The sequence below is a fragment of the Segatella copri genome, from assembly GCF_051861805.1.
In the GTDB taxonomy this organism is placed as follows: Bacteria; Bacteroidota; Bacteroidia; order Bacteroidales; family Bacteroidaceae; genus Prevotella; species Prevotella copri_M.
In genome coordinates, this window is the sequence record NZ_CP146520.1 from 2,777,501 (window position 1) to 2,793,581 (window position 16,081).

The window sequence follows — 16,081 nt, forward strand, 5'->3', positions numbered from 1 at the left end:
ACGGCCGCCGTTTACCGGGGCTTCAATTCAATGCTTCCCATTGCTGGTGACATCTCCTCTTAACCTTCCGGCACCGGGCAGGTGTCAGGCTGTATACGTCATCTTTCGAGTTTGCACAGCCCTGTGTTTTTGTTAAACAGTTGCCTGGACCTATTCTCTGCGCCTCGCTATTCACGAGGACCCTTTATCCCGAAGTTACAGGGTCAATTTGCCTAGTTCCTTAACCATGAATCTCTCAACGCCTTAGTATGTTCTACCCGACCACGTGTGTCCGTTTGCGGTACGGGTGCCGCATGGGTTAAGCTTAGCGGATTTTCTCGGGAGTATGATTACCCACACTATCAGATTCCTCCGAGGAGGACTCCGTACTGTCAAGTTCAGCTCGGATGGTGGATTTGCCTGCCATCCTCAACACCTACACTCTTCAACGGGGACTTCCGTCGCCCCGCGGTGGTTTCACTGCTCCGTCTCCACGTCGCCCCATGCGGCAGTGACGGAATATTAACCGTCTCTGCCATCGCCATCGCCGTTCGGCTTAGACTTAGGACCCGACTGACCCCGGGCTGATTGGCATTGCCCGGGAAACCTTGGTCTTACAGCGGGAGGGAATCTAACCCTCCTTATCGTTACTTATTCCTACATTTGCTTTACTCACCGCTCCAGGATAACTTACGTACACCATTCGACGCTGTGAGTATGCTCCCCTACCGATACTTTTAATATTGCTATCCCGCGCCTTCGGTGTCTGCCTTATACCCGATTATTATCCATGCCCGGACCCTCGACTAGTGAGCTGTTACGCACTCTTTGAATGAATGGCTGCTTCCAAGCCAACATCCTAGCTGTCATAGGGACCAGACTTCGTTAGACTAACTCAGGCAGAACTCCGGGACCTTAGACGGCGGTCTGGATTCTTCTCCTCTCGGGGACGGACCTTAGCACCCGCCCCCTTACTGCCGGACTGCAGACCGTGAGCATTCGGAGTTCGTCAGGACTCGATAGGCGGTGAAGCCCTCTTGTCCTATCGGTCGCTCTACCTCTCACGGTGACCATCCGACGCGGCACCTAAATGCCTTTCGGGGAGTACGAGCTATCTCCAAGTTTGATTGGCCTTTCACTCCTACACTCGGCTCATCCAGAAGCTTTTCAACGCTTATTGGTGCGGACCTCCATCCCGTGTTACCGGGACTTCATCCTGGCCAAGTGTAGATCACTTGGTTTCGCGTCTACCCCCACTGACTGTGCGCCCTCTTCAGGCTCGCTTTCACTGCGGCTACGTACCTCATGGTACTCAACCTCGCCAGTGACGGTAACTCGTAGGATCATTATGCAAAAGGCACGCCGTCACACATTGCTGTGCTCCGACCGCTTGTAGGCGCATGGTTTCAGGAACTATTTCACTCCCCTGCTCGGGGTTCTTTTCACCTTTCCTTCACAGTACTCGTTCGCTATCGGTCTCACGGGAGTATTTAGCCTTACCGGATGGTCCCGGCAGATTCGCGCAGGATTCCTCGTGTCCCGCGTTACTCAGGATACCGCTATGCTTGATTTGGCTTCGTGTACAGGATTATCACCTTCTGTGATGTAACTTTCCAGATACTTCCACTCACCATTTCAATACAATGTCGCGGTCCTACAACCCCAGCCACGCCTTGCGACGCCACTGGTTTGGGCTGTTCCCCGTTCGCTCGCCACTACTGGGGGAATCATTCATTTATTTTCTCTTCCTGCAGGTACTAAGATGTTTCAGTTCCCTGCGTTAGCTCTAACACATGAGTGCTAGTAACCGTCCTTCAGACGGCTAGGTTGTCCCATTCGGAAATCTCCGGATCAAAGGTTATTTGCACCTACCCGAAGCTTATCGCAGCTTATCACGTCCTTCATCGCCTCCGTGAGCCTAGGCATCCGCCATACGCCCTTTCTTACTTTCTTTACGACTGTATTCTTGTTACTCGTTTCCGAATAACGAATAAGTAGCTCATACTTTCAGCTGTATTCTAACTTGTGAAATCTCATCTTGCGATTTGATTCACTTTAGTCTGAACTAAAGTTCATTACTTACAGTTTTGCTTGTGTCAATATGTCAAAGATCTTCTTGCCTTAAAAGGCATGGTGGAGATTGTGGAGTTGAACCATTTTGCTTGAGCCATCCCTACATATTATATAATGTATAAGGAATCCCAGTCTCCTGTATTTAATTAAACAGATGGTGCGTACAAGAAGAGAAGCGAACTTTTAAGTCTTGTTCCTAAATCTTCATAGGAAATTCGTCTCTCCAGAAAGGAGGTGTTCCAGCCGCACCTTCCGGTACGGCTACCTTGTTACGACTTAGCCCCAATTACCAGTTTCGCCCTAGGCCGCTCCTTACGGTCACGGACTTTAGGCGCCCCCGGCTTTCATGGCTTGACGGGCGGTGTGTACAAGGCCCGGGAACGTATTCACCGCGCCATGGCTGATGCGCGATTACTAGCGAATCCAGCTTCGTGGGGTCGGGTTGCAGACCCCAGTCCGAACTGAGACAGGCTTTAAGGATTAGATGCGCTTTGCAGAACACCATCTCTCTGTACCTGCCATTGTAACACGTGTGTAGCCCCGGACGTAAGGGCCGTGCTGATTTGACGTCATCCCCACCTTCCTCACACCTTACGGTGGCAGTGTCCCCAGAGTGCCCAGCATGACCTGATGGCAACTAAGGAGAGGGGTTGCGCTCGTTATGGCACTTAAGCCGACACCTCACGGCACGAGCTGACGACAACCATGCAGCACCTTCACAGAGACCCCGAAGGGCGTCATTGTCTCCAAATCCTTCCTCTGCAATTCAAGCCCGGGTAAGGTTCCTCGCGTATCATCGAATTAAACCACATGTTCCTCCGCTTGTGCGGGCCCCCGTCAATTCCTTTGAGTTTCACCGTTGCCGGCGTACTCCCCAGGTGGGATGCTTAATGCTTTCGCTTGGCCGCTGACCTATTCAGACCAACAGCGGGCATCCATCGTTTACCGTGCGGACTACCAGGGTATCTAATCCTGTTCGATACCCGCACTTTCGAGCTTCAGCGTCAGTTGCGCTCCAGTGAGCTGCCTTCGCAATCGGAGTTCTTCGTGATATCTAAGCATTTCACCGCTACACCACGAATTCCGCCCACTTTGTGCGTACTCAAGGAAACCAGTTCGCGCTGCAGTGCAGACGTTGAGCGTCTACATTTCACAACACGCTTAATCTCCGGCCTACGCTCCCTTTAAACCCAATAAATCCGGATAACGCCCGGACCTTCCGTATTACCGCGGCTGCTGGCACGGAATTAGCCGGTCCTTATTCATAAGGTACATGCAAAAGGAGTCACGACTCCCACTTTATTCCCTTATAAAAGCAGTTTACAACCCATAGGGCCGTCATCCTGCACGCTACTTGGCTGGTTCAGACTCTCGTCCATTGACCAATATTCCTCACTGCTGCCTCCCGTAGGAGTTTGGACCGTGTCTCAGTTCCAATGTGGGGGACCTTCCTCTCAGAACCCCTACTGATCGTCGCCTTGGTGGGCCGTTACCCCGCCAACAAGCTAATCAGACGCATCCCCATCCATCACCGATAAATCTTTAATCTCTTTCAGATGTCTTCTAGAGACGTCATTGGGTATTAGTCTTACTTTCGCAAGGTTATCCCCAAGTGATGGGCAGGTTGGATACGCGTTACTCACCCGTGCGCCGGTCGACGCCTAGAAAAAGCAAGCTTTCTCTATCGTTTCCCCTCGACTTGCATGTGTTAAGCCTGTAGCTAGCGTTCATCCTGAGCCAGGATCAAACTCTCCATTGTAAAATATCATTTTTACTTTGCTAAACCCGAAAGTATAGCGAAGTGTTTGTTGTCTGTACTTAGGACGAATATCCTTTTCGTTTATTGAAGCTTAGTAAACCTGACTTGTCAATTTCTTGACGGTTCGTTTCTTTTTACCCAGTTCCTTCATACTCCCTATATATAATAAGGTGTAATTCAAAACCGCTTCTTGTACTACTTGTCTGTTTATGTAAAATCTTTCAAAGAACTCTTGCTTTATGTTTGCTAAGAGAAGCGATTTCTCAAAAGCGAGTGCAAAAGTACGAACTATTTCCGAAACTGCCAAATGTTTCGAGGAAAAACTTTCATTTTTCTTTTGATTTTAACATTCTAAAACATTTCAAAGCTTCTTTTTCTGCATTACACCTTATTATATTATATAGCATGAGGTGTGCACGAACACACACCACTATCAAGGCTACAGATAAGGGCTAAGAAATGGCCTCAAAAACACACCAAAAGTGTTTCAAATGCTTTTTTAAGTGAAACCATTTGTTTCCTTAAGGGAAAATCTACGTCTCCTTAACTGAAACTCCAAGTTTCCTTAAGGGAAAATTTTCCCATGCTAAAGGCCAATTTTCGAGCGATTTCAGCAGGCTTTTATGCCAGCGTAACATAGCCAGCAGAAATATCAATGATCTTTTTTCGGCGTGCTACACCTATTATATAATGTGCATCCTTAGAAGAACAATGAAAATGCTTCTTCACTGCATCTACCAGTTCGCTCTTTCCAATCGAGCGCACCCCCTTAGGATATGCTCCACGCACAGCCCTCTCGATATCGTCCATATTAAACTCATGATGGCGTTTGTGTATATAAGACGATACCATGATGGCAAAAACAATCACCAAAACGATGATAAAAAATAATACTGACTGACTCATACGCTATAATTTTAATCGGTTAAAGCGATAGCTACTATCGCCATTTTTCTGCAAATATAAGAAAAAAAACGCAAAGTTCGTCACCTTTTCTCATTTTTTTGTTGAAAAACCATATTTTTTCATCGTTTTTTCCGATATATTTGTTGCTAATTCAAAAATAATATGTATTTTTGCAGTATTGAAGTGTTGCCAGAAGACAATGCTCCTAACCGGAAAAAGGAAAATATAATCTAAAAACAAGAAAGATAATGCAAGAAACAGTTAAAAAAGTATTGACCGGTGACTTCAATCGAAAAAAAGCTCTGATGTTTGCCATCACTGCCCTATTCACCGTCGTAGTGTGGAACTTGCCCATCGATTGCTTCGGCATAGAAAACCTCACTGTGGTTCAACAACGCGTCATAGCTATCTTCGTGATGGCCGTCATGCTGTGGCTCACGGAGGCCATTCCCGCATGGGCTACGTCGGTAGTCATCATTTTCGTCCTGCTGTTTTTCGTCTCCGACTCAGCCTTCGCTGTGATGCAGGGAGCCGAGGGAGAATACGGAAAGCTTCTGGACTACCAAGGTGTGATGGCATGCTTTGCCGACCCAACCATCATCCTCTTCCTGGGAGGTTTCGTCCTGGCGATAGCCGCCACCAAGAGTGGTCTTGACGTATTGATGGCAAAAACCCTGATAGCTCCATTCGGAAAACGGTCGGAATATGTATTGCTGGGCTTCATGCTGATAACGGGAATCTTCTCCATGTTCATCTCCAATACAGCCACAGCAGCCATGATGCTCACCTTCCTGACCCCAGTGTTCAAATCACTCCCTGCCAACGGAAAGGGAAGAGTGGCACTTACCATGGCCATTCCTATCGGTGCCAACCTGGGCGGTATGGGTACCCCTATCGGAACCCCACCAAACGCCTTTGCCTACAAGGTGCTCAACGACCCAACCGGATTGAACCTAGGCATCGGTTTCGGCGACTGGATGATGATTATGTGCCCGATGGTAATCATCATGCTCATCTGCGCATGGTTTATCATCCGCAAGATGTTCCCATTCTCACAGGAGACCATCGAACTCAAGATAGACGGCAGCATGCAGCACAACTGGCGCACTGCTGTGGTGGGAGCCACCTTCTTCCTTACCATTATATTATGGGTTTGCGGAAAGCAGCTCGGCATCAACGCCAACACCGTAGCCATGTTGCCGATAGCCGTATTCGCATTCACAGGCGTGATAACAGCTAACGACCTGAAGGACATCGACTGGGCTGTCATCTGGATGGTAGCCGGCGGATTCGCTCTCGGTCTTGCCATGAACGGCACCGGACTTGCAGAAAACGCCGTGAAGAGTATCCCATTCGGCGAGTTCAACCCATTCGTCATCATGGTTGTATCCGGCCTGGTATGCTTCACGCTGAGTAACTTCATCTCCAATACAGCCACAGCCGCCCTGCTGATACCTATCCTTACCGTAGTATGTGCTGGTATGGGCGGGAAACTGGTGGCAATCGGTGGAACTGAGACGGTTCTCATCGGCGTGGCAGTGGCAGCATCATGCGCCATGTCGCTCCCTATCTCTACCCCTCCTAACGCCATCGCCTACTCCACCGGTCTTATCCAACAGACCGACATGGTGAAAGCCGGTCTTACCGTGGGTGTATTAAGTATGGTTATCGGCTACACCGTACTGATCACCTTCTGCCGACTGAATGTTCTGTAAAAGAACACATTTTAAGAAGTATTAAATATCGACACTGCAAAATAAATCCATTTTTATTTTGCAGTGTCTTCTTTTTGCAGTAACTTTGCACCCATGAAAAAGATAGTAATCGGAATAGACGTCGGTATTTCAACAACAAAGATCGTAGGAATTGACGATAACGGAATGGTTATCAGTCCGATACGCATCAAGGCTACCGACCCTATCACCTCCTTGTACGGAGCTTTCGGAAAATATTTACACGACAACAAGATCAGCCTCAACGAGGTGGAACACGTGATGCTCACGGGTGTAGGCGCAGCCTATATCGATGAGCCTATCTATGGTCTGCCTACTTCCAAGAGTCAGGAATTCGTTGCAGACGGTTTGGGTGCACGCTATGAGAGCAAGCTCGACCGCATGATTGTGGTCAGCATGGGAACAGGCACATCGCTTGTGAAATGCGATGGAGACGAAATCAAGCACATCGGCGGCATAGGCATAGGCGGCGGAACACTCGCAGGTCTGAGTCGCATCATGCTCAAGACGGATGACATCAAGCAGATAGTTAATCTTGCCAAAGATGGAGACATTTCTAAGATCAACCTGCTCATAGGCGACATCAGCGCCAAGCCCCTTCCAGGACTTCCGATGACCGCTACAGCCTCCCTCTTCAGCAACGCCAAGGCAAATGCTTCCAGGGAAGACATCGCCATGGGACTCATCGGCATGGTATTGCAGAGCATCGGCTCTGCCACGATTCTCTCATCTTTGGAATCAGGTATCAAAGACTTTGTCATGATAGGCAACCTGACCCTCCTGCCACAATGCCGGGAGGTATTCCCAGCCATGGAGAAGCTCTATGGGGTGAGATTCAGAATACCTAAATACTCAGAATTCTGCACCGCCATCGGTGCTGCACTCGACTATAAGAGCAGAGCTACATTGGCATAGAATAAGATACGAACTACTTATCATCATCAAACTAACAGAAGAAAGGCGGAAAGGCACAAAAAGCACAAATATAATGGGCACGACATGCACAACGCTACAACATATTGAAAAAGAACAAGTTAATCGTTTTGGGAAACCTCTACAAAGTAAAGTTTTCCAAAACGATTTTTTAAATCTCTGAAAATCAACGACTTAATGTTTTTTAACAGAAGAAAAGTTATCCAAAACGTACAACTTTCAACTTATTTTCTTATCTTTGCAACATCAAAAAGATGGTCTTTACAACCATCGAAAGTCGTAAAGACTTAGTATTAAGAGAATTAAATAACTATCATAAAAGTAACACTAGAAATGATTCAAACTGTAGTAAAACGCGACGGACGTATCGTTGGTTTCAACGAGCAAAAAATTATGGCTGCCATACGCAAAGCCATGTTACATACAGATAAGGGCGAGGACTCTACCCTGATAGAGCAAATCGCCGACCACATCTCATATCGAGGCAAGAGCCAGATGAGCGTAGAGGCCATCCAGGATGCCATCGAGATGGAGCTCATGAAGAGCGCCCGCAAGGATGTGGCCCAGAAATACATCGCTTATCGCAACCAGCGCAACATTGCCCGCAAAGCAAAGACACGCGACGTATTCATGAGCATCGTCAATGCCAAGAACAACGACATTACCCGTGAGAACGCCAACATGAATGCCGACACACCAGCCGGCATGATGATGAAGTTTGCTTCAGAAACCACCAAGCCATTCGTCGACGACTACCTCCTCTCGCAGGATGTTCGCGACTCCGTCATGCATAACTACATCCATATCCATGATAAAGACTATTATCCTACCAAGAGTCTGACTTGCGTACAGCACCCATTGGATGTCATTCTCGAACATGGATTCACAGCCGGTCATGGTTCTAGCCGTCCAGCAAAGCGCATCGAGACTGCAGCAGTATTGGCTTGCATTTCTTTGGAAACTTGCCAGAACGAGATGCACGGTGGTCAGGCAATTCCAGCCTTCGACTTCTATCTTGCCCCTTACGTACGCATGTCGTATAAGGAAGAGGTGAAGAACCTGGAGAAGCTGACTGGCGAAGACCTGAGCGACCTCTACGACATCGCCATCGACGACTATCTGGAGAAAGACCTCGCAGGTCTTGAGGGCAAGGCTCGCCTGGAGCAGCATGCCATCAACAAGACCGTGAACCGCGTCCACCAGGCCATGGAGGCATTCATCCACAACATGAACACCATCCACTCTCGTGGCGGAAACCAGGTGGTATTCTCATCTATCAACTATGGTACAGATACCAGCGCCGAGGGACGTTGCATCATGCGCGAGATTCTGCAGAGCACCTACGAGGGTGTGGGCAATGGTGAGACAGCCATCTTCCCAATCCAAATCTGGAAGAAAAAGCGTGGCGTAAACTATCTGAAGGAAGATCGCAACTACGACCTCTACCAGTTGGCCTGCAAGGTAACAGCCCGTCGTTTCTTCCCTAACTTCCTCAATCTCGACGCTACCTTCAACCAGAACGAGAAGTGGCGTGCCGACGATCCTGAGCGTTACAAGTGGGAAATCGCGACCATGGGTTGCCGCACACGTGTATTCGAAGATCGTTGGGGCGAGAAGACCAGCATCGCTCGTGGTAACTTGAGTTTCTCTACCATCAATATCGTGAAACTCGCCATCGAGTGCATGGGCATCGAGAACAAGCAGCAGCGCATCGACATGTTCTTTGCCAAGCTCGACAACATCCTCGACATCACAGCCAAACAGCTCGACGAGCGCTTCCAGTTCCAGAAGACAGCGATGGCTAAGCAGTTCCCATTGCTGATGAAGTATCTCTGGGTGGGCGCAGAAAAGCTGAAGCCAGAGGAGACCATCGAAAGCGTCATCAACCATGGTACACTCGGTATCGGATTCATCGGTCTGGCAGAGTGCCTCGTAGCTCTCATCGGTCATCACCATGGCGAGAGCGAGGAAGCTCAGAAATTAGGATTGAAGATTGTGACCTACATGCGCGACCGTGCAAACGAGTTCAGCGAGCAGTACCATCACAACTACTCTATCCTCGCTACACCAGCCGAGGGATTGAGCGGTAAGTTCACCAAGAAAGACCGCAAGCAGTTTGGCATTATCCCTGGCGTTACCGACCGCGATTACTATACCAACAGTAACCACGTGCCAGTATATTACAAGTGCACCGCCATGAAAAAGGCACAGATAGAGGCACCTTACCACGATTTGACCCGTGGCGGCCACATCTTCTATGTAGAGATTGATGGTGATGCAACCCACAACCCTGCAGTAATTGCAAGCGTTGTTGACATGATGGATAAGTACAACATGGGCTATGGCTCTGTAAACCACAACCGCAACCGTTGTCTCGACTGCGGATATGAGAATGCAGATGCCAACCTTGAGGTTTGCCCTAAGTGCGGCAGCCGCCACATCGACAAGTTGCAGCGAATTACAGGTTACCTGGTAGGTACCACCGACCGTTGGAACAGCGGCAAGCTGGCTGAGCTCCACGACCGTGTTACCCACATTGACACACCAAACTCTTAACATCCGTCATGATAAGCGTTTTAAGTATAGTACACGATACAATGGTAGATGGTCCGGGCTTCCGGACCTCTATCTATTGTGCCGGTTGTCCCAACCATTGTCCAGAATGCCATAACCCTCAATCGTGGGACATCAACCATGGCACAATGACCTCAACGGAGGAGATCATGAAAGAAATCATGGACGATCCATTCGCCAATGTTACCTTTTCCGGCGGTGACCCGATGTTCCAGGCAGAAGGCTTTGCAGAGTTGGCACGTGCCATCCGGGCGCAAAGCGATAAGGATATCTGGTGTTTCACCGGCTACAAGTATGAGAATCTGCTGAAGAATCCCAAACAACTTGAGCTGTTGAAACTGATAGACGTATTGGTAGATGGTCCGTTTATGAAGGACCTTCGTGATGAAGACCTCTTTTTCAGAGGGAGCAGCAACCAGCGGCTCATCAACGTAAAGAAATCATTAGAAACAGGTAAAGTGATAGAGCTCCACCTTACCAAAGAAAATCCGATTCCGGAACTATAACCCCCTTCCCGGAATCATCAGATTCTTCCTGAAATCATCAAATTCTTTCAGGAATTACACAATTTTTCCGTCCACTGAGCTTTTTAAAACCCCTAAAGCTCAGTCTACGGAAACTCCCAATTGCAGAAGCAGGTTCTTGATGTACCCCCTGTTCCAGTCGCCCTCGTGCAAACGCTCTGAACCAAAGAGCAGCAAATCGATATCCAGGGCAATGATACCCTTTCTACTCTCTCCTATTCTTCTTCCACATTTATGCTCCATGTTTTTCAGAGCCAGAATAGTACGTTCCTTATTTACATTCGTATATCCCACTCCTATCACATTCAGAAATTTATCAGATGATATTCCTATAGGTTCGGTCCATAAGGAAGTGCCAAATTCCATATCATTAAAAGTAGCTTCAAGCAAAGCCTTGGCTTGCTGGATATGGGCTTCCTGATTGACGTTAGAACCCAATGCTACCACTATTTTTGTTCTATATGCCTTCATTTTTTCTAATTTCTATGCAAAGATAGTGAAAATACTTAAATTATGTACGATTTTCCCGATTTTTTTTATATTTTTGCATTATGAATCGAATAAAAACATATATAATAGGCATTTCTTTACTCATCTGCGCTACATCTCATGCGCAGATGAAGTGGAACCAGTCTTATCAGACATACATCAACCAATATAAGGATCTCGCCATTGAACAGATGCTCCGCTACCATATTCCAGCCAGCATCACTCTAGCGCAGGGACTCTTTGAGAGTGGCGCAGGCAAGAGCGTGCTGGCAACCCAGGGTAACAACCATTTTGGCATCAAATGTCACAACTGGACAGGCCCTACCCAATACCACGACGACGATGCCCGCGGCGAGTGCTTCCGTGTTTACAAGGATGCCAGAGACAGCTATGAAGACCATAGCAAGTTTCTGGCTAGACAGCCACGATATGCCCGTCTCTTTGAACTGGGACAGCGCGACTACAAGGGTTGGGCACGAGGATTGAAACAGTGTGGCTATGCCACCAATCCGCAATATGCCAACAAGCTGATACAAATCATAGAACTTTACAAGCTCTTCGACTACGACAAGGCGAAGCGATTCGACCGTTTCATGGCCGAGCATAGCGGAACAGAACAGGCTGTCAATGCCCAGGGACTTCTGCACCCTATCCACAAGTTCAATGACAACTATTACCTGATTACCCGCGAGGGCGATACCTTCAAGGCATTGGGTAAGGAAATAGAAATCAGTTGGCGCAAGCTTGCCAAATACAACGAACGAGACAAGAACGACGTTCTGCACAGAGGAGAAGTAATCTATCTCAAGAAGAAGCGCAAGAAGGCTCCAAAACAGTATAAGAATCGTCCACACATCGTAAGAAACGGCGAAAGTATGTATACCATCTCACAAAAGTATGGTATCAGACTGAAGTATCTCTACAAGATGAACAATTTTGATGTTGACCATCAGATTAAGATTGGCGATAGAATCAGAATCAGATAATAAAGAAGATTAGAATCAGAATCAGGTAAATAAAATAAAAGACAATGAAGAAATATATCATTTCATTTGCAGCCCTGGCCATACTCATGGGAGCCAGCCAAGTGAAGGCGCAGAACTTTGACGATTATTTCGTTGACAAGACATTGAGAGTTGATTACACTTTTGCCGGCAACAGCGACAAGCAGCTGATTGCCGTTGACGAGCTGAACGTATTGCCACGCTGGTATGGTAAGAAACAGCGACTCAGCGAGTTGCCGGTAGAAGGTAACGGACAGATTACCGTGCGCGACCACCGTTCGGGCAAAGTAATCTACCGCAATTCCTTCTCTACGCTCTTCCAGGAATGGCTCTCCTATCCAGAGGCAGCCAAGAACACCCAGAGTTTCGAGAATGTCTTTCTGGTACCCATGCCAAAGGATACGGTAGATATCACCCTTGACCTGCGCAACAACCGCCGCGAAATCATGACATCGCTCACCCATCAGGTAGCACCTAAAGACATTCTGATTCATCACAAGGGCGACAATCCTACCCCATACGAAACCTTGCAGGCGGCAGCGGATACCAACAAGTGCATCCACATTGCCTACGTGGCAGAAGGATATACGGAAGAAGAGATGCCTATCTTCCTGCAGGATGCCAAGGAAGCCAACGACGCCATATTTGCACACGAGCCTTTCAAGAGCATGAAAGACAGATTCAACGTTGTTGCTGTGAAATCGGTATCGCAGGATAGTGGCACCAGCGAACCAGGCAAGGGTATCTGGAAGAAGACCGCTCTGAGTTCCCACTTCGACACCTTCTATAGTGAACGCTATCTCACCACCCTGCATCTGAAGGATCTGCACAATTGTCTGGCAGGAACACCCTACGAGCACATCATCGTTCTCGTAAATTCCACCAGATATGGCGGCGGCGGTATCCTGAACTCATACAATCTGACCACCTGTCATCAGAAATGGTTCAAGCCAGTGGTAGTACATGAATTCGGACATTCCTTCGCCGGACTTGCCGATGAATATGCCTACGAATCAGAAGCCATCCCAATGTATCCCCACGACGTGGAACCATGGGAGAAGAACATCACCACCCTGGTTGACTTCGACAGCAAATGGAAGGGTATGATCAAGAAGGGCACCCCAATACCAACACCTCTTTCCAAGAAGGAAAAGGAGGCTGTGAATAAAGTGGGAGTCTTCGAGGGAGCCGGCTATAGCGTAAAGGGCGTATACCGTGGCGTACAGGATTGCAGAATGCGCATCAACGAAACCCCAAACTTCTGTGCGGTATGCAAAAAAGCCCTGACAGACATCATCGACTTTTACACCAAATAACTTAGCTTATGAAAGAGCAGACACTGAACATCAACTACCAGATAGCCCAGCTATCTGAACTGAATGAAACGGAACAGACATTGATCAGGAAGGCAATGGAAGCTACCCATAATTCCTATGCCAACTATAGTCACTTCTATGTAGGAGCTGCCTGCCTGCTTGCTGACGGAAGAATCGTCATTGGAGCCAACCAGGAAAATGCAGCCTTCCCTTCTGGCCTCTGCGCAGAGAGAAGTGCCATCTTCGGAGCTCAGTCTAACTATCCTGAGCAGGCCATCACTACCCTGGCCATAGCAGCCAGAAACGCGAACGGCTTCCTCAAGTCGCCCATATCGCCATGCGGTGCTTGCCGCCAGGTGATTCTTGAGATGGAAGACCGATACAAGCAGCCTGTACGCATCCTGCTATACGGCGAGGCTGGCATCTATTGCTTCGGAAGTATCAAAGATTTGTTGCCATTCTCATTCGTAGATGCCAACATGAAAGAATAAAATGCAAAAAGGGCGTGTCGTAGATAATCTATGACACGCCCTCTTTCAATACTATTACCTCACTGTTTCCTGCGATATTGAAGATAACCTCATTATAGCAGATTACCACATTACAATGGATTACTTTATTATAATGGATCACCTCATCCCTTTCAGCATGTGCTGTATCTGGGCAATGCGGGCCTTTTCATCTGCCGTATTGCGATAACGCAGGTAACCCTTCAATGCATTCCGCAGATAATCACGAGCCTTCGTATATTCTGTCATCATATCTTCTCTACTTGCAGACTTCTCCATATCCCTCGCCCGGAAAAGATGACAGAAGCCCAAGCGATAATAGGCATCAGGCTTCTCATTCTCCTGACAAAGCGAAAGCATCTGCTCATAAAGCGGCAAGGCCGATTCGTATTGCTGCAAACCGAAATGGCTCTCTGCATCAGCCCAGCAATAGAAAGAACGCTCCTGAGGCGCAAAGTTCTCCAACAGGGGGATAACCGGGTCAAGACACCTGACGGTTTGCTCATAATCCCATTCATAATAATAGCACACGCCCAAGTATGCCTTATATCTGGGATTCAGGCGATAGGTCTTGTCGAGCCTTTCCAGAAGAATCTGGCATTCATGATATTTCATGGAAACGAAATAATCCAGCGCCCTTGCCAGCACTTCTGCATCTTCTTTCTTCTGCTGCTGGGAAGAAACCGGCAGCGACTGATTCTCGGTCTGCCTCCCTTCTGCAAACGCAAGAATAGGAATCAGGGCCAATGCCGCTGCTCCTACCCTCACTATCCTACTCCTTCTTGTCATTTTCTTCTATCTGTTCCTCAAACTCATAGCAGCCCGCATCCGGTTTGTCGTCACGGCGAAATCCCAGGCGGTCGGCAGGCAATGAGGTGGCAGCATCTGCTGCTCCAATGGCAGCCGATTCCTTGCGGAGGCGGAAATCGTACTTCAAGTTGTCGGTATCAAACAGGCGGAAATGCTTCTCACCAAATCGGGTGGTGTCCTTCACATCCTCAAATATGATGTTCGTGAACTTCAGACTGTCGTCTGTCTCCATCTTTTCCGTACGCAGCACACAATGGTCAAAACTGAAATTGCAGACTTCATCTTCCTTTGGCGCACTCCAGACCACCTCATCGTCGTGGTAGCCCGTAACAAGCGAGTTCGTCACCTTGAGGTTGCTGACAGGAGGCATGAATCCGATAGCCGTAGCACGGCGTCCATCAAACGGATAGAACTGAGCAATGGTACATCCGTTCACTTCCACATCGCCGCCATGCACATAGAGCGGATGCTCCAGTGTATTGGAAATCTGGCTATTGTATATCTGAACCTTGGCAGAATCAACGAGAATGCCATAGCCCTGACAATTATGAACCGTAGCATTCTGCACCAGGAGTTTCTGCCTGGTCACATCGCATGAATCAACAAGGATACCATGATAGGTGCTATGGATATCAGCATAGTTGATGACATTATTATATGATGATGCCATCAGCTGGATGCCTTGCCATTGTCCCGGAGTGCGGTCGTAAGGCAGATAATCAAACATATTGTCGATTCTATCTCCTCTCATCACCACCTCCTTGCCTTGTTCACCCTGAACATGGAGGGTTCCATACACCTTCAGCCCGGCATTCTCATGAAAATACAGTCGGGTGCCAGCCCCAATAGTAAGCGTAGCCAAACTGTCCACCTTCATTCCGCCGTATATCACAATCGGCTTGCTATCTCTGATGGTAGAATCCTTCCTGATGGTGGGATTGTTCAGCAAAGTGGCATCCCACGAATAAGCCTTCAGGTTCACCTTCTGCTGCACTCCACTCTCCAATTGAAAGAGCAGATTATCTTCCACCAGCTGCGGATCATCCTGATATTGCTGGCGGGAAGTCAGTTCCACGAATACACGGATACTATCACCCTTGCGCACCTCAACATTCTGAGTCTGGAAACCAGCGGTCTGCCCCAGAAACGAACCGTCCACATTCACCCGATACCCAGTCTGATTTCCGTTTTCCAATCTTACAGAAGAACAGCGCAATCCCTTTCCCGTATGATTATAAACCCAGAAGCTTCGGGTTGGCGTAGGCACATTCGAGAAAGTAGTGTCCAGGCAAACTGTATCCATGGAAAAAGCGAGTAAGTCGTTACGGGATGATGAGAAACTCTCATCATCAGCACAACTTACCATGAAGGCAGTAGTCATACCACCTATTAATATATATAAAAATCCCTTTTTTCGTTTCATATTTATAAAACGAAAAAAGGGACTAAATATTGCATGATTCTTATGAACC

11 protein-coding genes and 2 rRNA genes (1 of these 13 only partly in view) are annotated in these 16,081 nt (G+C 48.0%); 7 read left to right on the top strand and 6 right to left on the bottom strand.

Going from position 1 to position 16,081, the window contains the following annotated elements:
- The 3 genes from V8Z93_RS10955 to V8Z93_RS10965 all read right to left on the bottom strand — a co-directional run.
- Nucleotides 1–1,932: ribosomal RNA gene (locus V8Z93_RS10955) — 23S ribosomal RNA — on the bottom strand (it extends 966 nt beyond the left edge of the window).
- A gap of 347 nt (nt 1,933–2,279) precedes the next feature.
- Nucleotides 2,280–3,811 (bottom strand): 16S ribosomal RNA (locus tag V8Z93_RS10960).
- Together the 16S and 23S rRNA genes form the textbook arrangement of a ribosomal RNA operon.
- Nucleotides 3,812–4,432: 621 nt before the next feature.
- Nucleotides 4,433–4,717: a hypothetical protein gene (locus V8Z93_RS10965; protein ID WP_203041249.1), complete on the bottom strand. Its 285-nt coding sequence runs from the start codon at nt 4,715–4,717 to the stop codon at nt 4,433–4,435.
- Between the two features lie 248 nt (nt 4,718–4,965).
- Here V8Z93_RS10965 and V8Z93_RS10970 point away from each other — a divergent pair, with 248 nt between their 5' ends.
- From V8Z93_RS10970 to nrdG, 4 genes are all read left to right on the top strand, one after another.
- On the top strand, nt 4,966–6,432 hold the full coding sequence (locus V8Z93_RS10970) for an SLC13 family permease (protein ID WP_439431514.1): 1,467 nt from the start codon (nt 4,966–4,968) through the stop codon (nt 6,430–6,432).
- A gap of 93 nt (nt 6,433–6,525) precedes the next feature.
- A complete protein-coding gene (gene coaW / locus V8Z93_RS10975; RefSeq protein WP_203041251.1) occupies nt 6,526–7,365 on the top strand; it encodes a type II pantothenate kinase in 840 nt (279 codons plus the stop codon).
- Between the two features lie 351 nt (nt 7,366–7,716).
- Nucleotides 7,717–9,939: an anaerobic ribonucleoside triphosphate reductase gene (locus V8Z93_RS10980; protein WP_439431515.1), complete on the top strand. Its 2,223-nt coding sequence runs from the start codon at nt 7,717–7,719 to the stop codon at nt 9,937–9,939.
- Between the two features lie 8 nt (nt 9,940–9,947).
- Entirely contained in the window at nt 9,948–10,463 is a 516-nt protein-coding gene (gene nrdG / locus V8Z93_RS10985) for an anaerobic ribonucleoside-triphosphate reductase activating protein (protein ID WP_439431516.1), read from the top strand.
- A gap of 99 nt (nt 10,464–10,562) precedes the next feature.
- Here the strand turns inward: nrdG and V8Z93_RS10990 are convergent, their stop codons facing one another.
- Nucleotides 10,563–10,952 (bottom strand): 2-amino-4-hydroxy-6-hydroxymethyldihydropteridine diphosphokinase, encoded by a 390-nt coding sequence (locus V8Z93_RS10990; RefSeq protein ID WP_203041254.1) that lies wholly within the window; start codon nt 10,950–10,952, stop codon nt 10,563–10,565.
- An 80-nt stretch (nt 10,953–11,032) separates the two neighbouring features.
- Here V8Z93_RS10990 and V8Z93_RS10995 point away from each other — a divergent pair, with 80 nt between their 5' ends.
- The 3 genes from V8Z93_RS10995 to cdd are packed head-to-tail and all read left to right on the top strand — an operon-like array spanning nt 11,033 to nt 13,781.
- Nucleotides 11,033–11,956, top strand: a complete 924-nt coding sequence (locus tag V8Z93_RS10995) for a glucosaminidase domain-containing protein (protein ID WP_218412240.1) — start codon at nt 11,033–11,035, stop codon at nt 11,954–11,956.
- 44 nt (nt 11,957–12,000) lie between these two features.
- A complete protein-coding gene (locus V8Z93_RS11000) occupies nt 12,001–13,290 on the top strand; it encodes a M64 family metallopeptidase (RefSeq protein WP_439431517.1) in 1,290 nt (429 codons plus the stop codon).
- Between the two features lie 8 nt (nt 13,291–13,298).
- Entirely contained in the window at nt 13,299–13,781 is a 483-nt protein-coding gene (gene cdd, locus V8Z93_RS11005; RefSeq protein ID WP_203041257.1) for a cytidine deaminase, read from the top strand.
- 138 nt (nt 13,782–13,919) lie between these two features.
- On the opposite strand, the gene V8Z93_RS11010 is transcribed toward cdd, so the two are convergent.
- Nucleotides 13,920–14,588: a hypothetical protein gene (locus V8Z93_RS11010; RefSeq protein ID WP_203041258.1), complete on the bottom strand. Its 669-nt coding sequence runs from the start codon at nt 14,586–14,588 to the stop codon at nt 13,920–13,922.
- Nucleotides 14,572–16,032, bottom strand: a complete 1,461-nt coding sequence (locus tag V8Z93_RS11015; protein ID WP_203049580.1) for a right-handed parallel beta-helix repeat-containing protein — start codon at nt 16,030–16,032, stop codon at nt 14,572–14,574. The genes V8Z93_RS11010 and V8Z93_RS11015 overlap by 17 nt, the downstream gene beginning before the upstream one ends.
- Between the last annotated feature and the right edge of the window lie 49 nt (nt 16,033–16,081).